Consider the following 21,090-nt stretch of genomic DNA (forward strand, 5'->3'; position numbering starts at 1 on the left):
GATTATTTATGAGGAATTACGAAAGAATATTCAGTCTGATAGAGATATATAAGAGTTGATTTTAGTTGTTTTGAAGAGAAATACGCCTTCATTGTGTTAGTTAATATTACATATTGAGTCTTTTGTCCTGATAAAACGATGTATTTTAATAAAAGAATGTCGAATTGGGACTCATATCAGAAGTAGGTAACAGAATGAGAGGATGATAGTAACGCATATTAGGTAATGGGGCTCAATTACGGTCTAAAGAGTGGTTTCGTTATAGAGTTATGTTTATAATAGGGGGGTCAACATATGTAAATAAATATATAATAATTGATTGGAGGAGAAACGATGAAACAGGCACCGAGAAAGTATGCAAATTACATTCCGATTCGGGAACTGGAGACTTTGGAAGAGAGGTTATCTCCCTTCAAGGTGTATGCAGAACTTCGTGATAACACTCCAGTCCGATATGATGAGCATCGAGAATGTTGGGATGTTTTCGGGTATGAAGATGTGAAGTACGTTCTGAAAAATCCCAAACTGTTCTCTTCTGCACGTGATCGTGCCAATACGAGCATGTTGACGACAGATCCTCCCAAACACAAACAGCTACGTGATCTGGTGAACCAGGCGTTTACACCCAAGGCAATTGAAGCATTGGCTCCACGTATTCAGGAAATCACAGATGAGTTAATTGCTCCACACCTGTCAGAAGGACATATGGAACTTATTGATGACCTTGCAACACCATTGCCCGTCATTGTCATTGCGGAATTGATCGGAGTCCCTGCGGCGGATCGTCAAAAGTTCAAGGACTGGTCTGATGTATTGGTGAAAGGCGCACGTGATGATAGTGAGCAGGCTTTCCAGGAGTTATTGGAGGAGAAAAAAAGAAATATGCAGGAGTTGCATATCTATTTCACTGGCATTATGGAAGAACGTCGGTTGCAGCCAAAGGATGATCTGATCTCGTTACTGCTTGCTGCGGAGATTGATGATCAGAAGTTGACCGCAGATGAAGTCGTGGGCTTCTGTATTCTCTTACTTGCTGCCGGTAATGAAACAACAACCAACCTGATTACCAATGCGGTTCGTATTCTGTCTGAACAACCCGAGCTACAACAGGAGTTGCGCGAACATCCTGAACGGATTACTTCTGCGATTGAAGAGACGCTGAGATATTATCCGCCAATTGTCGCGATTGGGCGGGTCGCCAAGGAAACTGTAGAGTTGAATGGTCAGATGATTCAAGCCGGGGAGCAGGTGATTTCCTGGGTTGGAGCAGCCAATCGGGACAGTGCCCAATTTGAAAACCCGGAAGATTTCATCTCTGATCGCAAGCCGAACAGGCATATGGGCTTTGGTTTTGGCATTCATTTTTGTCTGGGTGCACCACTCGCTCGATTGGAGGCAAGGGTAGTTCTTCATACATTGCTTCAGCACATGGGAAACATTCAACTTGTTCCGGGAACGGCTCTGCAACCGATACAAAGTGCTTTTGTATTTGGTGTGAAACATTATCCGATACAATTCAATCTAATAAATAAATGATGAATGGCGCATGAATGACAAAAGCCGCTCTCAGGCCAATTAGGCGCTGGAAGCGGCTTTTTCAAATGAAAAAGTTAAGATGTACTAATTAAGAAATGGATAGGGAATCAGGATTCCCGAATAGAAGCAGGTTTGTTATACAATTTGAATCGGACCCAAACCATATTAAGCAGCAGCAGTCCGCCAGATACGATAAACAGACCTTCGATTCCGATGAATCCTGCCATAAATCCTCCAATGATCGCTCCAAGCATGTTGCCCAGCGCCAGAGTACTCGTATTAAAGCTGAATGCACGGCTGATCATGCTATCGGATGTATAGGAACGGATCAGGGCATTAACGCTCGGAAGCAGTCCACCCATGAACACACCCATCATGAAACGAACAAGAATGAGTTGCCATACGGTCTGAACAAATGCCTGCGGAATTAGCATGAGTCCTGTACCTATGAGGGAGAACGTCAGCACCTTGTGAGGACCAATCCGGTCACTCAGCTTCCCGAGAATCGGAGACATCGCCATATTGGATAGTCCCGTAACTGCACCGACAAGTCCTGCCCAGAAGGCCACATTTACATCCGAACCATGCAATTTTTGCACATACAACGGCAAGAGTGACATGGGGCTAATCATCGCAAACTGCAACAGAAACGTCACAGCAAACAGTGCGGGCAGTTGAGGTGACTTATTCAATTCCTTCAGACCGGACAATACGGATTGTGCCGGCAGTTTGGCTGCTTCTTGACGGTCGAACTTCTCCCTCACCAGGAACATGGCGAGCATGGAAGCGACAAAGATCAGTCCACCTGTAATATAGAAAATGGGGCGGAAGCCTACCGCATCCGCTAACAAACCACCAATGAGTGGACCCAGGATTGTGCCGGCAACCTGCCCGGACTGACTGATTCCCATGGCAAAACCCATGCGGTCTTTCGGTGTGGTACCCGATATCAGCGCAACAGCTGCAGGATTGAAACCGGAGATGGTACCGTTAAGCAAACGCAATAAGAGAAGCTGCCAAGGATTCTGTGCCAGACCCATAAGGGCAATTACGATGGCCATCCCGAATCCCGAACGCAGCAGCATAACTTTTCGGCCATACTTGTCCGATAACTTGCCCCAGAGCGGTTGGAACAAAAATGAGGTGAGGAAATTGGCTGCAAAAATAAATCCCGCCCATATGCCAATTTCATGTTCGCCAACAACGCCCAGATCTCTTGCGAGATAAAGAGACAAAAATGGGGTAATCATGGTCATGCCCGAATTGACCAAAAATTGTCCGAACCAAAGCACAATGAGGTTTACTTTCCACGTTTTCAAAGTGCTTTCACTTCCTTTCAAAGATATTTCTGTAATTCTCAAAAAAACACCATTCTTTCATTATAACATAATTGGCATATGAGGGATGGGTGTAAGGAATGTCATAGTATTGTCACGTAGAACGCATCTGCATGTGGTTGTTACGGCTGTTTAAAAAGGGCATAATGGTAATTATGAGTCCAAAAACTATTGGAGGCTTCTTACATGAGCTATAATGATCGACTGATTCGGGCAAGTTTCAAACAACAGGTAGACCGTGTCCCGGTGTGGTACATGCGTCAAGCTGGACGTTACGATCCTGAATATCGCAAAATCAAAGAAAAATACTCCTTGTTAGAAATCTGCAAACAACCCGAGCTGGCGGCTGAAGTTACACTTATGCCGGTACGCAAACTTGGTGTAGATGCGGCTATTTTGTATTCCGATATTATGAATCCGGTTGCCTCATTGGGCATTGATTTTGACATTGTAAAAAATATTGGTCCAGTTATCGATAATCCTATTCGGTCTGCTGCAGATGTGGATCGGCTCCGTCCCATCGACGTAGAAGGAGATCTGTCACATATTCTGGAAACCATTCGAATTCTGGATAAGGAGCTTGATGTGCCTCTTATTACGTTTGCGGGCGCACCATTCACGATTGCGAGTTATCTGATTGAAGGCCGACCTTCGAAAGGTTATATCCGCACCAAAACGATGATGTACAGCGAGCCTGAGGTGTGGCATAAGCTGATGCAGAAGCTTGGTGATATGGTTATTACATATGTCCGTGCGCATATTGCGAATGGCGGTAAGGCATTCCAGTTGTTTGACAGCTGGGTTGGAGCACTTTCTCCCAAAGACTTCAGAACATATGTGTTGCCTACGATTACCCGTATCTTTACCGAATTATCGGATTTGAATGTACCGAAGATTTATTTCCCTGGTGTTGCATCGGGTGAGTTGTTGCCAGCACTGCATAATCTGCAAGTCGATGTAATTGGATTGGACTGGAGAGTATCCATTTCAGAAGGGCGTCAACGTCTTGGTGGCAAGTTTGCAGTACAGGGTAACCTGGACCCATATGTGCTGACTGCCCCGATGGAACTGATTAAAGAGCAAGCCAAAGTGATTATTGACGAAGGAATCAAGGAGCCGGGTTATATTTTCAACCTGGGACACGGATTGTTTCCTGAAGCATCGCTAGAGAAGCTCAGAGAACTAACGGCGTATATTCATGAATATTCTGCCGAAGCAATGAAGACTGGGGTGACGGTAACTAATGACTAATACTGTAGGTGTACTGGTGATGTCGTATGGCACACCCGAAAATATGGAGAGTGTTGAAGCGTATTACACACATATCCGCAGAGGACGTCCGCCTGAACCGGAGCAATTGAAAGAACTGACGGATCGTTATGAAGCCATTGTTGGCGGTGTTTTCCCCCTTCGGGAGAACACAGACAATCAGGTCAAGGCCCTTCAAGAGACATTAAACCGTGATGAGCGTAGCACGGATGTGGAATTCCGTTGTTATCAAGGACTGAAGCATGCCTATCCGTTTATTGAGGATGGCGTGGAGCAGATGGCGAAGGATGGAATTCAGACAGCGATTGGTATTGTACTGGCTCCTCATTTTTCCACGATGAGTGTAGGCAGTTATATCAAACGTGCGCGTGAAAAAGCAGAAGAGTTGGGCGTTCATATGTCCTTTATTGAGAGTTATCATCTGCATCCGAAGTTAATTCAGGCGTTGTCCACACGTGTCAGTGCCAAGTTGGATGCGTTCGAAGAAGCTGGAGCAAAACGCGGAGATGTGAAGGTGTTGTTTAGTGCGCACAGTCTGCCGGCACGTATTGTGGAGATGGGTGATCCATACCCGCAACAATTGCTGGAGACTTCGGAAGTGATTGCCTCACGTGTAGGCATAACCAATTGGCAATTTACGTGGCAGAGTGCCGGACGAACAGCTGAGCCTTGGCTTGGACCGGATATTCTGGATACGTTACAGGAGCTTTCGCGTGAACAGGTAGAGGATGTGCTAGTGGCACCAATCGGGTTTGTCTCGGATCATCTCGAAGTGCTCTATGATCTCGATATTGAGGCCAAATCGATTGCCAAAGAGATCGACATGCGCCTGATGCGTATTGATTCTCTCAATAGCGATCCTCTATACATGGAGACGTTAAGCGACGTTATTATAAGCCAATGGCAGCAAGGGTCGGATGAGTAATGGGTGATAAGAAACGCCGTGTTGTTGTTGTCGGCGGTGGCCTTACCGGCCTCAGCGCGGCATTTTATATCCGCAAGCATTACCGGGAAGCAGGAGTTGAACCCGTGATTACTTTGGTCGAGAAAAGCTCGTCCATGGGAGGCATGATTGAGACACTGCACCGGGATGGATTTGTGATTGAAAAAGGGCCCGATTCTTTCCTGGCTCGCAAAACAGCAATGATTGACCTTGCTAAAGAATTGGAGATTGATCATGAGCTGGTCAGTCAGAATCCGGAGTCGAAGAAAACGTATATCATGCAGCGTGGCAAACTTCATCCTATGCCAGCAGGACTTGTTCTTGGTATTCCTACAGAACTAAGACCATTCTTGAGAAGTGGTCTGGTCTCTCCGGCAGGCAAACTGCGGGCGTTGATGGATTTTGTCATCCCGCCGCGTCGTACAACAGAGGATGAATCGCTCGGTTATATGATTGAACGCCGTCTTGGAGCAGAAGTGCTGGAGAACTTGACGGAACCACTGCTCGCAGGAATCTATGCAGGTGATATGCGGCGATTGAGCCTCCAGGCTACCTTCCCGCAGTTCGGAGAAGTAGAGCGCGATTACGGCAGCTTGATCCGGGGTATGATGACGGGTCGCAAACCGGCTGAGACGCATACCGGAACAAAACGGAGCGCTTTTTTGAACTTTCGCCAGGGACTTCAGAGCCTTGTTCATGCACTCGTCCATGAGTTGCAGGATGTGGATCAACGTCTGAACACTGCGGTGAAGTCGCTGCAACGCCTTGATGGAGCGCAGACCAGATACAGTGTTGAACTTGGTAATGGCGAAATGCTTGAAGCCGATGATGTAGTGATTACTGTGCCGACCTATGTCGCGTCGGAGCTGTTGAAGCCTCACGTGGACACAGCGGCACTGGATGCGATTAACTATGTGTCTGTAGCCAATGTCGTGCTCGCTTTTGAGAAAAAAGAGGTGGAGCATGTATTCGACGGGTCGGGTTTCCTCGTTCCGCGGAAAGAGGGGCGGAATATTACGGCTTGCACGTGGACATCGACGAAATGGCTGCATACCAGCCCGGATGATAAAGTACTGCTCCGCTGTTATGTTGGTCGCTCCGGTGACGAACAGAATGTGGAGCTTCCGGATGAAGCGCTGACGAATCTGGTTCTCAAGGATCTGAGAGAGACGATGGGTATTGAAGCAGTGCCAATCTTCTCCGAGATTACAAGGCTTCGTAAGTCCATGCCACAGTATCCGGTGGGACACCTCCAACATATTGCCGCCCTCCGTGAGGAGCTTGGCAGCAAATTACCGGGTGTGTACATTGCGGGTGCAGGTTATGAGGGTGTAGGTTTGCCTGATTGCATCAGACAAGCGAAGGAAATGTCTGTCCAGGCTACACAAGAGCTTGCAGCAGATTAAGTACAGCAAGAGAGCTGTCTCAAACGTAGAATTATCTACTGGAGAGATGGCTTTTTTTATATGAAGATCTGGAAGCTAACCGAGTTAATACCCTTTCAATCGATACAGTTCCAAGGAATGATGGAAATCCAGAATATGCCTGATATAATGGTATGTATGGCTGTGAAGAAGAAGAGGAGTTGCTTATGTATCCCCCAAGATCAGAGCGAAGTGTAAAGAAGAAAAAAGGCAAACGCACGCGCAATACAATCATCTGGACAGTTAATATTGTATTGATCATGGCAATTGGTCTGGTGGGCATTTTTTATGTTATTAATACACGTCAGCAACAGGCAGACCAGCCAGTGAAACAAGAAATCGTCGATCAGGATAAGCCTTCCATTGGAGACGATGCCAAAGGCGGGGATCAAGTAAGTTCTCCAGACTCGGAATCTGATGAGACTTCGGAAGAAGAACCCGAAGCTTCGGATGAAGAGACAACAGCGGATGCAGATAAGACATCTGGAGTAGCGACACCTGACACTTCAGGCAATACCAATAGTGGGAAAGCAGAATCCGGAACGAAAAAACCTGCGGCAGATTCTACACCGTCCGGCACCAAGGGAAATGCAGGTGTGGATCAGGAATCAGGGACATCGAAACCTTCCAATTCAGCGAAGGATGTCACGATTAACTTTGTGGGTGATATTCAATTCTCGGGCAAAGTTGCTGAGCTGTTGGATAAGAACGGTTATGATTATCCCTTTGCCAAACTCGGCAGATTATTCAAGGATGATGATCTTACCATCGGCAACTTGGAGACACCGATAACCCTGGGTGGTACTGGTGCAGTCGACAAAACCTATGTATACAAATCTTCGCCCAAAGCATTGGCGGCGATGGCCTCTGCGGGGTTTGATGCTGTCAATTTGGCTAACAATCATATTCTGGATCAGGGCGTAGAGGGTTTGGTGGATACGTTAACTTATCTCAAGGAATATGGCATAGCTCACACCGGGGCAGGGATGAACAGGGATGAGGCCTATGCACCAGCATATCTGGAACGCAAAGGTATGAAGATTGCATTGCTTGGATTCTCCCGAGTGGTACCGGAAACGAGTTGGAAGGCGGAAGGCAATCGGGCTGGCGTGGCTGAAGCCTATGATTCCACAGGAGCAGTCAAAGCGATCCAGGAGGCCCGTAAGAAGGCTGATCTGGTGATCGTGGTTGCACATTGGGGAGAGGAACGTGTAAGTACCCCGAATAGTGACCAGACCCGATTGGCTCATGAGTTTGTAGATGCTGGCGCTGATCTGGTCATAGGTGGTCATCCTCATGTGTTGCAAGGGTTGGAGTACTATAAGGGGAAGTGGATTGCATACAGTACGGGAAATTTCATTTTCTCCAGATCAACAACCGAAGAGACATGGAAAACGGCGGTATTTCAGGCTCGTTGTAGTCAAGATGCAGCTTGCAGCATGAAAGTTATCCCTTATGAGGCCGGGCTAGGTCAGGCCATTCCGATGATCGATGAGGCGAACAAACTGCTGTTGGAACAGATGGCAAAGCTCTCCCCGGGTATTCGATATGATGGGAATGGAGTCGCTTCACCTAATTAAAAACCTTTTTGAGGAGGGAATCGAATGAACAACCTTTGTGTAGCGCACCGTGGATTTTCTTCTATTGCACCAGAGAATACGATGGCTGCATTCCTGATGGCCATGGAACGGCCTGAAGTTCAGTGGATGGAGCTGGATGTGCAGTTGTCGCGTGATGGTGTACCGGTGGTCATTCATGATTTTACAGTGGATCGCACGACAAATGGCAAGGGCCTGGTTCGGGAAACCGATTGGGCAGATCTGCAACGACTGGATGCCGGATCGTGGAAAAATAAGTCTTACAAAGGCGAACGGATTCCGGCGCTAAGTGAATTGTTAGATCGCTCGTGCGGCAGAGTACGTTTGAACATTGAACTGAAAACGCAGGGAGACATGTACCCGGGTCTGCCTGCGGCTGTTATACATGAAGTGAGAAAAAGACATATGCAAAATGATGTTGTGATCACCTCATTTGAACCAGCCGCTCTGATCGAAGTGAAGAAACTTGCACCGGAGATCCAGACGGGGCTGATTATCGATGCACGACCAGGTGATCTGTTAACCGCCCTGCGGCAGATGAATTGTACATTCCTCTCGATTGGATACACCAATGTGGACAAATCCTTAATGAACGAGATGAGGAGTGCAGGCATTCGGGTGATGGCTTGGACAGTGGATGACAAGACCATTATGAAGAAACTGGCGGCAGTTGATCCAGAACTCATGTTATGTACGAACAGTCCTGACGTATGGGAGCTGGCATTTCAGGAGACGAGCAGCCGATTTTTCAGACCCTAATTTACACCATACACACTAATGAATCCAATAAAGGTGGTTATATACCCATGTTGACTAACATTCGCAATGTATACTGTGTAGGACGCAATTATAAACTTCATGCGGAAGAATTGGGTAACGCGGTTCCGGATGAGCCAATGATCTTTATGAAACCTTCTCATGCAGTCGTGTCCCTGAATGGTGAAACGCTTGAATTGCCTGCTACCAAGGGTGAAGTTCACTATGAAGCTGAACTGGTCGTGCAAATCGGCCGGAGTTATGAGCCAGGTATGGCGGTAGATGAGCTGGTGGATGCGTATGCGTTTGGTATTGATTTTACATTACGTGACGTACAGACCGTGATTAAGAAAAAGGGCCACCCGTGGACAGCGGCCAAAGGGTTCAGAAATTCCGCTCCGGTTACTGCATTTCAGGCATTCCCGGGTGCGGCAGCATTACTGGAGAAAGACTTTACATTGACCAAAAATGGTGAGGAAGTCCAGCGTGGTAACATTCGTAACATGATCTTCAGTTTACAGGATATTGTGGAATATGTAGGTCACCATTACGGCTTGGGGCCGGGCGATGTCATTTTTACAGGAACACCCGAAGGTGTTGGACCAACACAAGCAGGAGATGTGCTCGAACTGGCATGGGACGGCGAATCCTTGGGTGCCTGCACGATTGGGGCAGCGCAATAAGGATTACACATCATACCTGCTTGAGATGAATAGGGTACAAGAAAGGGGCGTGCATACGCTCCTTTTTGCTGTGTTATCGTGGATATATGTTTATATCTTCATCGTACGGATACGCTACTAATTTACGCCAAGCTGTATGCTGTATTTGCGCTCTGTGTGACCAACTCTTCCAGTTCAGCTTGTTGTGCAGCATGTTGCTCCGAGCTGATACTTCCACTTGCGAGCCGTTCATCCAACTGCTCTCTGAGCTGTCTTACTTGTATAGCAATGACCTCATCCAAATTCCCGTTGTTTTCTTCCGTAATCATCCTCAGTGATTTGCCGTTGTACAGTTCATGATACAGATCCGCTTCTGAAGGCTGATTCAGAGCGCTGAGCAGCTCGTCGCTACTTCCCTCACGAGTGTCCAAGTCAACGATGGACCATTTAGCAGTAGGTATGGGAGAGATGGCGGATTGGCCCCATGCTGTTCCGGCGAAGGACATGGTGACAATCATTGTGCCTATAATAATGACTCTTTTCATATTCATATGGATAATCCTCATTTCTGTAGTTGAGTACGAACTGAATCGTAACTTGTCGTTGATGTATTTGTAGATGTTTCGATCTGAGAATAGTGTAAACGGGAAACCTGAAGTGAAACTTAAAACAGGATAAGTAATTTCAACCTAGCGGAGAATGGCTGCAAAAAGAAAAGATCACTAATATAATTCACACTTGACAGGTTGGGTTAGTTGGTTATATGATAATCTCAATTATTTTAATACTCATTAAATGAACAGTGAAATAATTTGAACTGAAAACTGCATTGAGCTGATTGGACCACCAAAGGCTCCCGGGACTACTCCTCTAAGGAATGTCCTCGGGGGCCTTTTTCCTATGCTGTTGGGGTTTCAGACGATCAAGGAGGTTATGGAATGAGTGATAGAGACTGGGAAGCGTTGGAGCGGACGGATTGGTTATTTCGCAAAATGGTCAGACGATTTGTCAAAGAGCGGGATCGCATCTCTGTAGAAGGCATCAGCCTGCCAGGCATGCTTATCCTGCACAAGATCATTCGTGAGGGAGAACAGAGGCTTGGGGATTTGGCGGAACAATTGGACTTCACATCGGGTGCCATTACAGCTCTGACCGATAAGTTGGAGAAAAAGGGACTCACCATCCGCAGACGAAAGGAAGACGACCGCCGGACGGTTTTACTGGACATCACATCCAGCGGGCGGGAGATGTATGCGAGAAACAGTAATATCGGTGCCCGATGTATCACGCTTCTGTTTGAGGGTTTTACGAGTGAGGAACTGGAGCAGCAAAGTCAATTCTACGAGCGGGTAGTAGCGAATCTGGAGGGATTTTCGGACACGGTACTGGAATTGGCGGAGAACAACGGGATACAAGAACATGATCGGTCCTCCACAAGTAACCTTGAGCAGAAGCAGCGGGACAATACCGGGAAGAGTAACTATCTCAGTTATTGAGGTTGGGTTACAGTAAGGACATTTGATATACCACAAACATTCTAGGGGAGAGATGATCAATGGGACACTCAACAATATATCCAACTGGAGCGACGTTATACAATCCGGATAAGGCTTGGGGCGGTTATACCGTTTATCAGGCAGGTGAGGAAGGCGTAGTGTTGATCGATATGAATGGCAAGGAGGTTCACCTGTGGAAAGGATTGTTAGGTTTTCCGGCTAAAATATTACCTGGCGGCTACGTGCTGGGCAGCACAGGCCGGAGAGATCCGAAGTTCGGTATTCAGGATAATGTCGATCTGGTTCAGGTGGATTGGGACGGCAACATTGTATGGAAATACAATAGCTACGAACACATCGAAGATCCGGGGTATGAGCCATTATGGTATGCCCGCCAGCATCATGATTATCAGCGTGAGGGAAATCCGGTAGGTTATTATGCACCTGGCCTTGCGCCAAAGACGAAGAGTGGCAAAACACTTATTCTGGCACACAAAAATGTGAGTAACCCGCAAATTTCAGATAAGCCATTGCTTGATGATGCCATTATCGAAGTGGATTGGGAGGGGAAGGTACTCTGGGAGTGGCTGCCTAACGAACACTTTGAAGAATTAGGTTTTGATGAAGCTGCTCGAAATGTTCTGTTCCGTGACCCGAATACACGCTCTTTCGGTCATCTGGGTGGTGGTGTTGGTGACTGGTTACATATTAATTCTGCTTCTTATGTTGGACCCAACCGCTTCTATGAAGAAGGAGACGAACGGTTCCACCCCGACAATATTATCTGGGATGCCAGAGAGGCCAACATAATCGCCATCACAGACAGACAGAGTGGAAAGATCGTGTGGAGATTAGGGCCAGACTATACTTCACCTGAAGTGAAACACATCGGCACAATTATCGGGCAGCATCATGCACATATCATTCCCCAAGGTCTACCGGGAGAAGGCAACTTGCTTGTATTCGACAATGGCGGCTGGGCAGGTTATGGCCTCCCCAATCCGGCTTCTCCATTTGGATTGAAACATGCGATTCGGGATCACTCCCGTGTACTGGAGATTAACCCGGTCACCCTGGAGATTGTCTGGCAGTATACCTCGGCAGAAGCAGGTTTCTCGGTTCCGACGGATTCTTATAAATTTTATAGCCCATACATCAGTTCCGCCCAGCGTTTACCTAACGGCAACACCCTGATAACCGAGGGTTCCAATGGCAGATTGTTCGAAGTCACAGCGGAGCATGAGCTGGTATGGGAGTATGTCTCTCCTTACACCGATCGGCGGAATACCAATATGGTCTATCGCTCGTATCGAGTTCCTTATCAGTGGGTTCCGCAGTTGGAGAAGCCGCAGGAAGTTGCGATCGAAGCTATTGATGTCTCCAACTACAGAGTGCCGGGAGCAGCACCCAAAGGTTCTGCATCCATCGTGAGCGTAGAGACAACTCTTCCATTTGTGGAGGGTGCAGCCTGTGTGGCAACGTCGGATGAAGGCAAGTCAGGCGGTTAAGCGTCAAGAATCATGACTAGATCGAATGGGGTGTATATTTTGAGAAAACCATCCATAGTAACTGGCGTATTGATATTATTTCTGGCCACGGCACTCCTATTATCCGGATGCAGCTCAAATGCAGCAGGATCTGGAGCCAAAGACACTACCGGCAAGAATGCCGATAATGTAAAAATTCGCATCGCAGATACAAGTACGAACCCAACGTTCAGGGTAGCCATTGCCAAAGGTTTTTTTGAAAACAGGGGCATTGATGCAGAGAGTATTACCTTTGGCTCACCGGCTGAAGGTGTAAATGCACTATTTATCAAACAGGTAGATATTGCGTACGGGGCGGACTTTCCTGTATTAAATGCTTTGGCTAAAGGGGAATATTCAGTCATCGCTTCTGCAGGTCAGACTACGGATGAAGCGGCAGCCGCCTGGAAACTGTATGCAAGGGATGATATTCAGAGTGGAGCGGATTTGAAGGGCAAGAAAGTGAGTTTCATTCGAGGTACATTTATTCCATATCTATGGGATGAATATTTGAAAGATCAGGGGGTGGCGCTGAGTGATGTGACGCAAATTGGTCAGGGGGCTTTTGATGAAGCCTACATCGCACTGAAACAGGGAGACCTTGATGCCGCTTGGGTTATAGGTTCAGCGTTAACCGATAAATTCGATGCACTCGAAGGAGTACATCAGCTGACGGATATGTCTCAGACGCCTATACGCCTTGGTATGGGGCTGGTATCGAGTAATGACTTCATCCAGGCAAACCCCGAAAAGATCAGTGACTTCCTCGCGGCTCTTGATGAGGCATCCACGTATGCCCAAGCGCATCCTGAAGAAGTGGCGGATCTGATGTATCAAGAGACCAAACAGCCTAAAGATGCCACCTTGAAAGACCTTCCGATCAATCCATGGGAAGTTGGATTTACGCAGGCCGCTTATGATAGTTTGGCAGGTCAGAAGCAATATATGGTGGACACCGGAATCATCGAACAGGATTTTGATCTCGACACCAAACTCAATCTGACTTCTCTCCAGCAGGCGTTGCCGAAAAAAGTGACATACAGTAAATAATTCTTATTGAAATGGGAGGTGTCCGTTATGTCCTTACCTGCAACTCAGCATACCATTCATATTGAACAGCTTCGGAAAACGTATCATGCCCCGACCAATGGGGATGTGCATTATATCATTAAGGATGTTGATCTGGTTATCAAGGGAGGGGAGTTCTTTGTCCTGCTTGGTCCCAGTGGGTGCGGGAAGTCAACGCTGCTGAACATGATCGCTGGTTTTATTTCCAAGTCGGGTGGGCAGCTCAAGGTAGACAACAAGGAGATCGAAAGACCAGGCAGGGATCGGGCAATGGTATTCCAGCAGGCGGATTCTTCTCTCTTTCCATGGCTAACTGTGAGGGAAAATGTTGAATTCGGACTTCGAATGTCCAAGGTGCCTAAGACACAACGACGTGAGATCTCTGATCGATACATCCAGCTTGTTGGACTGAGTGCTCATGAGGGAAAATTTCCAAAAGAACTCTCGGGTGGCATGAAGCAGCGGGTTCAATTGGCCCGCGTACTTGCGAATGACTCGGCGATCTTGTTGATGGATGAGCCATTCGGTGCACTGGACGCGATGACGAGACGGACCATGCAGAAGGAACTGGTGAATATCTGGAAAGAAACCCATAAAACCGTTATCTTTGTCACACACGATATTCAGGAGGCGTTATTGCTTGGTGAGCGCATAGGCATTATGTCTGTAGGTCCGTCTTCGAATATCACGGATATTTACCACAACACGTTACCTTACCCGAGGAACATCGCCTCGTCTGAGTTCAACACTTTGTATGACCGAATTCAAGGCCACTTTGAAGAATGATTGAGGTGATATACAAGATGAAATGGTTGGAGAAAAAATGGGTGTCTATCCCGCTTCTATGGGTAACGGTCATCTTAATCTGGCAGCTTGGTGCCCTTATCTATGGGCCTGACGTAATCCCTGGTCCGTGGCACACGATCCTGGGAGCACGCGAACTGATAGCTGACGGTACGCTGATGGAGTATATCGGAATCAGCTTCACTCGTGTACTGGCCGGCTGGGTACTCGGAAGCATCATTGCTATTCCGGTAGGGCTGATTATTGGCAAAGTTCATCTCATCCGGCTGTTCGCCGAACCGTTCCTTAACTTTATACGTTTTATCCCGCCGATCGCCTTTATTACCTTATTTCTGGTGTGGTTCGGAATTGGTGAGCAATCCAAGATCGCGCTCATTATGTACGCAACCTTCTTCATTGTTGTATTGAATACACTGACAGGTGTACTCTCCGTTGAAGAAGATAAAATCCGGTCGGCCCGCAGTATGGGAGCCAATGAACGGCAGATTCTGCTGCATGTGATTGTTCCGGCGACAACCCCGTATATCTTCACGGGTGTGCGACTGGCGATGGGAACTTCTTATATGGCCATAATCGGTGCTGAGATGATTGCCTCGAATGAGGGAGTCGGTTACTTGATCTGGAATTCCAGACTCTTTTTCCGAACAGATTGGATCTTTGTCGGGCTGATTTCCCTGGGTTTTATGGGATTCCTGACGGATCGATTGTTCAACTGGTTTGGTCGCAGAGTACTCTACCGATATGGGGTAATTGGCGGAGCGAAGCGGGTCTGAATTAGAACATAGGAACATTGAATTCCAGACGTTACTTGAAAAGGGAAGTTATCTTGTTTTGACGTTTGATCGATAACCTGTTTTGGCACTTCTACACGAGGCCAAAACAGGTTTTTTGTGTGCTGGCGTAAGGAGTTTCGGCATTGGGATCAAACCGTGGTATAATTGAATTTCAAAAATACAATAAACGTCATGCGGGCTGTACATACGCTGCATGCAGGAGACATTATGGATTGGATTATTGGCGCCGTATGCGCTTCTATGGTGGCAGGTGCTGCCTATGCGAAAAAGTCGCTAACCCTGTCTGGCTGCCTGGCAGCAATCATGATGGGAACGATATATTACGGAGCGGGGAACCTGTTCTGGTTTGGCACGTTATTGTTGTTTTTCATTACTTCAACGTTGCTCTCCAGGTTCCGTAAAGATCGGAAGCAGGAGCTGGAGAAATCCTATGCCAAGTCAGGAAATCGGGATGCCGGGCAAGTGATGGCTAATGGTGGAATGGGCATGTTCCTATGTCTGGGATACTGGATATTTCCGCATCCGGCATGGGTGTATGCTTTCATTGGTGTAATGGCTACCGTTACATCCGATACATGGGCAACCGAAATTGGGAGTCTTAGTCGCAAGCCGCCGCGCTCTGTGCTCACGTGGAAGGTACTTACGCCAGGTGCTTCAGGAGGTGTCTCACTTCTTGGCACCGGGGCTGCAGCCTTAGGCGGGGCTCTGATTGGTGCGGGAGCATTCTTGTTTTCCTGGATCGCCGGGATAGAAGGGCTTGTTCTGTTTAGTTGGACTTTTGTGGGCCTTGTAGGTGGATTGGCAGGCGCTTTTGCTGATTCTTATCTTGGCGCAACGGTGCAGATGATGTATCGTTGTACCGTGTGTGGCCGTGAAGTTGAGGTACATGAACATTGCGGGCATCCGACGGTTCGGGCTCGTGGCTGGGCATGGATGAGTAACGACCTGGTGAACGTGCTTAGCTCGGTGATCGGCGGATGTGTGGCGATTGGTTTAGGTAACATTTTGGCGTTGTAGGGGGGAGTACATTTTGAGCACTGTACAGGGAGACAAATCGGAGGCTATTTTGGATGCGGCCTATGGTATTTTTGGCTCGAAAGGTTTTTATGAGACCAAAATGTCTGATATTGCAGACGAAGCCGGCATCGCAAAAGGCACCATTTATTTATATTTCAAAAGCAAGGAACAACTTTTTATCGCAGTATCCAAGCGGGATTGTAACAGTTTTATCAGCCGTCTTGAATATGCTTTGAACTCGCATGAGAACACAGGTGATAAACTTGGAGCAATAGCCAAGACCCACCTTACGTATTATTATGAGCGTCGCAATCATACCAAGCTCTTTTTTATGGCACCCAATAATGATCCGGATCTGATGAAATTCATGAAGGCATTCATGAATCAATACATGAGTATGGTGTGTGAGGTACTGGAGAGTGCAAGTGTACCTGAGCCTGTATTGCTCGCTGAAGCCTATATCGGAATTCTGGACCGGCTGAAGATGGATATCATGTTGAATCCGGAGTTTAATGAGGAACATCTGAACAAACGAATTGCTTTTGCAGCAGCATTGTTTCTGGACGGATGCCGTTCTTTTTTACAAGTGTAAAGTAAGTGCGCGGATGTACGTAATATTGAATTTTAATTTACAGAGAAGTGGGTACGAGCAATGAACATAATGACGGTAGAACAAATTGCAAAAAGTTATGGCGAAAAAATATTGTTCAAGGATGCTTCATTTGGTATGGCTGATCAGGACAAGATTGGTGTCGTTGGGGTAAATGGAACCGGTAAATCCACGTTTTTGCGTGTGATATCCGGTATGGAGCCTGCAGACGCGGGACAGATCTCGATCGGTAATGATGTACGTATTCAGTTCCTGGCGCAAAATCCGGACTTCAATCCGGATAATACGGTACTGCAACAAGTATTCGAAGGTGACAGCATGGAAATGAAAACCGTGCGTGAATATACGGAAACGATGGAATTATTGGAACTGAATTCGTCCGATCCAGCATTGCAAGAGCGGTTATTACGTTTGAATCAGCAAATGGAGCAGCTTCAACTCTGGCAGATGGAGAGTGAAGCGAAGAGCATTTTGTCCAAACTGGGTATTCGTCAATTCGATGCACTGATGGGCACATTGTCTGGTGGACAACGCAAAAGGGTAGCACTTGCCGCTGCACTGATTCATCCTTGCGAACTGCTCATTCTGGATGAGCCGACGAACCATATTGATAATGATTCGGTCGTATGGCTCGAGCAGTACTTGCAGAAGCGCCGCGGCGCACTGCTTATGATTACGCATGATCGGTATTTCCTGGATCGTGTGGCGAATGTCATGCTGGAATTGGATCATGGTCGTTTGTTCCGCTATGAAGCCAACTATACACGTTTTCTTGAACTGAAGGCAGAACGTGAAGAACGGGAAGCCTCTTCCGAACAGAAACGCAAGAACTTGCTTCGAACGGAGCTCGCATGGATTCGTCGCGGTGCCAAGGCACGGACAACAAAACAAAAAGCGAGAATTGATCGCTTCGAACAACTTAAAGACCAACAAGGGATCCAGCGCTCGGGTTCATTGGAAGTATCGGTTGGCTCCACGCGTCTGGGGAAAAAGATTCTGGAGATCGAGCATCTTTCCAAATCCGTCGGTGGTCGCAAACTGATCGAAGATCTGAGTTATATTGCTGTACCTGGAGATCGGGTAGGGATTGTCGGACCGAATGGTAGTGGTAAGTCCACGTTGTTACAGATGATATCTGGCAAGTTGGAACCCGATGCAGGCGTGGTTGACGTTGGTCCTACGGTCAATCTGGGCTATTTCACACAGGAACATCAGGAGATGGATGAATCTCTTCGTGTTATTGAGTACATCAAGGAAGTGGCTGAGAATGTGAAAACAGCCGATGGCTCTCTGATTACAGCATCCCAGATGCTGGAGCGATTCCTGTTTACCCCGGCATCCCAGTGGACGCCAATCTCCCGCCTGTCTGGTGGAGAGAAGCGTCGTCTATATCTGCTGCGTGTGCTGATGGCTGCGCCGAATGTATTGCTGCTGGATGAGCCGACGAATGATCTGGACATCCAGACACTCGCTGTACTGGAAGACTACCTGGACGATTTCCCGGGTGTTGTCTTTGTGGTCTCCCATGATCGCTATTTCCTTGATCGTACTGTGGATAAAGTGCTGTCTTTTGAGGGCAACGGTGCTGTACGTGTACACGTCGGCGACTACAGTGAGTACGCGGAATGGATGCTGAAAAATGCGCCTGGAGCTACTCAAGAGAGTGACACAGGAACAGCGAAGGTGAAGCAGTCATCGGAGAAAACGACTCCTGCTGTGTCAGCGGCTAAACCGAAGTTGAAATTCAGCTTCAAAGAGCAACGTGAATACGACCAGATCGATGAAAATATTGAGAAGGCTGAAGCTAATCTTGTCCGGATTAACAAAGAGATGGAAGAGTCATTTAGTGATTCTGCCCGTCTGCAGGAGTTGATGGCGGAGCAGGTTGAGGCTGAGCGTCATCTGGATGAATTGATGGAACGCTGGACCGTTCTGAATGAACTTGCAGAGCAGATTGAACAGAGCAAGTCTTGATTTATAACTAAACATCGCCCTTTTTTCCATAGTGACTTTATGTCGCATTGGAGGAAAGGGCGAAGTTTTGTCTGCGAATTTGCGCTTTTATGTGAAACGTTCTGTATGTTCATTACGTTGTATAAGTAAAGAATTCCATAGAAGGGAGAGAACACCACACTTATGTATAAGGAAATTAATCAACAGTTGGCAGTGCTCAAGGAAAAGGGGAGAATTTACGAGAAATGGACCAAGCGTCTGGAGAAGCTTCAAACGGAGGAAAGTGAATGGGAAGCAAAGGTAAAGCGTCGTCTGGAGCATCTTCAGAAGGAACAGAAGGATGTTGATCGACTGAACAGTATGACATTGTCAGCATTTTTCTATCAACTGATTGGCAAGAAGACAGAACGTCTGGAGAAGGAAGAGCTGGAACTGATGGAGAGCAAGGCTGCATACGACACCGCTTGTCGCATGTTACAAGACGTACAGGAGCAAAGAATTCATGTGGAGCAGGAGTTGGAGGGCGGCCGGCAGTATCAGTACTGGCAAAGCGATTACAACGCGCTGTGGGGGAAGAAGGAAGGTCGTCTGCTGGACCAGGATGCGGAATTGCAACAGATGGCTGAGAATCGGGAACATCTGGCGAGCGAGCTACAGGAACTGGATGAAGCTTTCCGGGAGGGAGAATATCTGCTCTATGCCCTTGAACGTGCCGAGAAGGCTTTGTCTTCGGCAGGTAATTGGGGTGTATATGACATGATGGGCGGTGGGGTCATCTCCACGCATATCAAGCGAGGAAGAATGGATGACGCTCAGGTCGCCATCATGGATGCAGGTAAGCGTCTACGACGTTTTCAGAAGGAACTGGAGGATGTAGAGATGGCTGTACACGCGGATCTACATCTGGGAGGTCTGCTTTCATTCGCAGACTATTTCTTCGATAACCTCTTTGTGGACTGGATGGTTCAGGACAAAATTCGCAAAGCCGAACGTCAGGTGAAGGATGGACTGAGCGCGGTTCGGAAAACCATGCATGTATTGAGAAATGAAATGCGTGACCATAAGGCAGAGTTAGAGATATTGGAGCGTAAATATCATGCATATGTCGAACAGGCAGATTAAGAGATATGACAACAAAGGCCCCTTCCAAGCACACCGAATTGCTGTGCTTGGAAGGGGCCGTTTGCTTAGAAGAACATGTGGATGTTATCCATGATAATTTCGTCGATCAATGATTCTGTTTTACTTGGTTGTAATGTAAGCTGCGAGCAATCGTGCCGTATTCAGGACAGCATCCTTATGTGTACGCTCCATGGAATGAGATGCGTGAACTCCAGGACCGATCAGTGCTGCACGGATATTGTTTCCTCCGCGTAATGCTGCACTGCCATCTGAGCCATAGTGGGGATAAATGTCGACGACGTAATCCATTCCATCCTGTTTGGCCAGTTCAATGAGACGACTGGTCATATCGTAGTCATACGGGCCAGAAGAATCTTTGGCACATATGGAAACGTCGGTTTCTTTACAACTCAGGTCATCACCCATGGCTCCCATGTCTACAGCGATCATTTCACTGATTTCCGCAGGGATATAGGATGCGCCATGTCCAACTTCTTCATAGTTCGAGATAAGCAGAGAGACGTTATGTAATGGTTTCCAGCCTTCACGATGTGCAGACTCAAGGATGCCGAAGAGAGCAGCCACGCTGGCTTTGTCGTCCAGATGACGTGACTTGATATAACCACTCGGCGTGATGACTGCGCGAGCATCGAAGGAGATAAAGTCGCCTACAGAGATCCCGAGTTTCAACACATCTTCCTTGGAGGAGACGACCTCATCGATTCGAACTTCCATATGGCTCTCGGACCGTTCAAAGGTACGTGCATCCGGATAAACGTGGACAGATGGATGAAGGGAGAGAATGGTGCCTGTGTATGTTTTTCCATCCCGAGTATGGATGCTGCAATATTCGTTTTCAATACTTTGCATCGAAAATCCACCGACAGAGGTAAGCTTCAATGTGCCATAGGATGTAACCGAGCGTACCATGGCTCCTAGCGTATCCACGTGGGCGCTTAAAGCGATTGTCTTGGAAGAGTCCTGTCCGGGCAATGTAAGTACCGCACCGCCCTTGTTATTCAGCTCACAGGCGATGCCCAGTGCTGCTGCTTCCTTCCGGATCATCTCGATAATATGATGTGTGTAACCACTTGGGCTTGGGGTATCCAGCAATTTTTTCAGGAAAGACAGAACGTATGATTCATCAATTGTAAAACTCATTGTGTAATTTCCTC

19 protein-coding genes are annotated in these 21,090 nt (G+C 47.4%); 16 read left to right on the forward strand and 3 right to left on the reverse strand.

What is annotated here, in order from left to right:
• The first annotated feature begins 333 nt into the window (after positions 1 to 333).
• Positions 334 to 1,536 (forward strand): cytochrome P450, encoded by a 1,203-nt coding sequence (locus QNO02_RS09900; RefSeq protein ID WP_289391908.1) that lies wholly within the window; start codon positions 334 to 336, stop codon positions 1,534 to 1,536.
• A gap of 107 nt (positions 1,537 to 1,643) precedes the next feature.
• Here QNO02_RS09900 and QNO02_RS09905 read toward each other — a convergent pair whose 3' ends face one another.
• A complete protein-coding gene (locus QNO02_RS09905; protein ID WP_017689411.1) occupies positions 1,644 to 2,855 on the reverse strand; it encodes an MFS transporter in 1,212 nt (403 codons plus the stop codon).
• A gap of 204 nt (positions 2,856 to 3,059) precedes the next feature.
• Here QNO02_RS09905 and hemE point away from each other — a divergent pair, with 204 nt between their 5' ends.
• The 6 genes from hemE (at position 3,060) to QNO02_RS09935 (ending at position 9,546) form a co-directional block, all read left to right on the forward strand.
• Positions 3,060 to 4,124, forward strand: a complete 1,065-nt coding sequence (gene hemE / locus QNO02_RS09910) for a uroporphyrinogen decarboxylase (RefSeq protein WP_249911174.1) — start codon at positions 3,060 to 3,062, stop codon at positions 4,122 to 4,124.
• Positions 4,117 to 5,067: a ferrochelatase gene (gene hemH / locus QNO02_RS09915; protein WP_289391909.1), complete on the forward strand. Its 951-nt coding sequence runs from the start codon at positions 4,117 to 4,119 to the stop codon at positions 5,065 to 5,067. The genes hemE and hemH overlap by 8 nt, the downstream gene beginning before the upstream one ends.
• Complete coding sequence (hemY, locus tag QNO02_RS09920) at positions 5,067 to 6,491, forward strand: protoporphyrinogen oxidase (RefSeq protein ID WP_133384226.1); 1,425 nt, start codon at positions 5,067 to 5,069, stop codon at positions 6,489 to 6,491. Before hemH ends, hemY begins: the two co-directional genes overlap by 1 nt.
• Before the next feature lie 185 nt (positions 6,492 to 6,676).
• Positions 6,677 to 8,089: a CapA family protein gene (locus QNO02_RS09925; RefSeq protein ID WP_289391910.1), complete on the forward strand. Its 1,413-nt coding sequence runs from the start codon at positions 6,677 to 6,679 to the stop codon at positions 8,087 to 8,089.
• Positions 8,090 to 8,113: 24 nt separating this feature from the next.
• The gene (locus QNO02_RS09930) at positions 8,114 to 8,866 is read left to right on the forward strand and encodes a glycerophosphodiester phosphodiesterase (RefSeq protein WP_289391911.1); all 753 of its coding nucleotides are present in this window, start codon (positions 8,114 to 8,116) and stop codon (positions 8,864 to 8,866) included.
• A 47-nt stretch (positions 8,867 to 8,913) separates the two neighbouring features.
• Positions 8,914 to 9,546 carry a fumarylacetoacetate hydrolase family protein gene (locus tag QNO02_RS09935; RefSeq protein WP_289391912.1) on the forward strand — a complete coding sequence of 211 codons (633 nt, stop codon included), beginning with the start codon at positions 8,914 to 8,916 and terminating at the stop codon, positions 9,544 to 9,546.
• A gap of 122 nt (positions 9,547 to 9,668) precedes the next feature.
• Here the strand turns inward: QNO02_RS09935 and QNO02_RS09940 are convergent, their stop codons facing one another.
• Positions 9,669 to 10,076, reverse strand: a complete 408-nt coding sequence (locus QNO02_RS09940) for a hypothetical protein (protein WP_289391913.1) — start codon at positions 10,074 to 10,076, stop codon at positions 9,669 to 9,671.
• A 387-nt stretch (positions 10,077 to 10,463) separates the two neighbouring features.
• Here QNO02_RS09940 and QNO02_RS09945 point away from each other — a divergent pair, with 387 nt between their 5' ends.
• The 9 genes from QNO02_RS09945 (at position 10,464) to QNO02_RS09985 (ending at position 19,915) form a co-directional block, all read left to right on the forward strand.
• Positions 10,464 to 11,021 carry a MarR family winged helix-turn-helix transcriptional regulator gene (locus tag QNO02_RS09945; protein WP_133384229.1) on the forward strand — a complete coding sequence of 186 codons (558 nt, stop codon included), beginning with the start codon at positions 10,464 to 10,466 and terminating at the stop codon, positions 11,019 to 11,021.
• Between the two features lie 59 nt (positions 11,022 to 11,080).
• Positions 11,081 to 12,529, forward strand: a complete 1,449-nt coding sequence (locus QNO02_RS09950) for an aryl-sulfate sulfotransferase (RefSeq protein ID WP_289391914.1) — start codon at positions 11,081 to 11,083, stop codon at positions 12,527 to 12,529.
• Between the two features lie 39 nt (positions 12,530 to 12,568).
• Positions 12,569 to 13,597, forward strand: a complete 1,029-nt coding sequence (locus QNO02_RS09955; protein WP_256332293.1) for an ABC transporter substrate-binding protein — start codon at positions 12,569 to 12,571, stop codon at positions 13,595 to 13,597.
• Positions 13,598 to 13,624: 27 nt separating this feature from the next.
• Complete coding sequence (locus tag QNO02_RS09960; RefSeq protein ID WP_091032238.1) at positions 13,625 to 14,401, forward strand: ABC transporter ATP-binding protein; 777 nt, start codon at positions 13,625 to 13,627, stop codon at positions 14,399 to 14,401.
• Positions 14,402 to 14,418: 17 nt separating this feature from the next.
• Positions 14,419 to 15,192 carry an ABC transporter permease gene (locus QNO02_RS09965; RefSeq protein ID WP_074094444.1) on the forward strand — a complete coding sequence of 258 codons (774 nt, stop codon included), beginning with the start codon at positions 14,419 to 14,421 and terminating at the stop codon, positions 15,190 to 15,192.
• Positions 15,193 to 15,420: 228 nt separating this feature from the next.
• Positions 15,421 to 16,230 carry a DUF92 domain-containing protein gene (locus QNO02_RS09970; RefSeq protein ID WP_249911823.1) on the forward strand — a complete coding sequence of 270 codons (810 nt, stop codon included), beginning with the start codon at positions 15,421 to 15,423 and terminating at the stop codon, positions 16,228 to 16,230.
• A gap of 13 nt (positions 16,231 to 16,243) precedes the next feature.
• Complete coding sequence (locus QNO02_RS09975) at positions 16,244 to 16,822, forward strand: TetR/AcrR family transcriptional regulator (RefSeq protein ID WP_017689402.1); 579 nt, start codon at positions 16,244 to 16,246, stop codon at positions 16,820 to 16,822.
• 60 nt (positions 16,823 to 16,882) lie between these two features.
• The gene (locus QNO02_RS09980) at positions 16,883 to 18,814 is read left to right on the forward strand and encodes an ABC-F family ATP-binding cassette domain-containing protein (RefSeq protein WP_289391915.1); all 1,932 of its coding nucleotides are present in this window, start codon (positions 16,883 to 16,885) and stop codon (positions 18,812 to 18,814) included.
• A 162-nt stretch (positions 18,815 to 18,976) separates the two neighbouring features.
• Entirely contained in the window at positions 18,977 to 19,915 is a 939-nt protein-coding gene (locus QNO02_RS09985; protein WP_091032230.1) for a hypothetical protein, read from the forward strand.
• A 120-nt stretch (positions 19,916 to 20,035) separates the two neighbouring features.
• Here QNO02_RS09985 and QNO02_RS09990 read toward each other — a convergent pair whose 3' ends face one another.
• A complete protein-coding gene (locus tag QNO02_RS09990) occupies positions 20,036 to 21,076 on the reverse strand; it encodes a M42 family metallopeptidase (RefSeq protein WP_133384232.1) in 1,041 nt (346 codons plus the stop codon).
• Positions 21,077 to 21,090 lie beyond the last annotated feature (14 nt).

The sequence above is a fragment of the Paenibacillus sp. PK1-4R genome (genome assembly GCF_030369595.1).
Lineage (GTDB): Bacteria > Bacillota > Bacilli > Paenibacillales > Paenibacillaceae > Paenibacillus.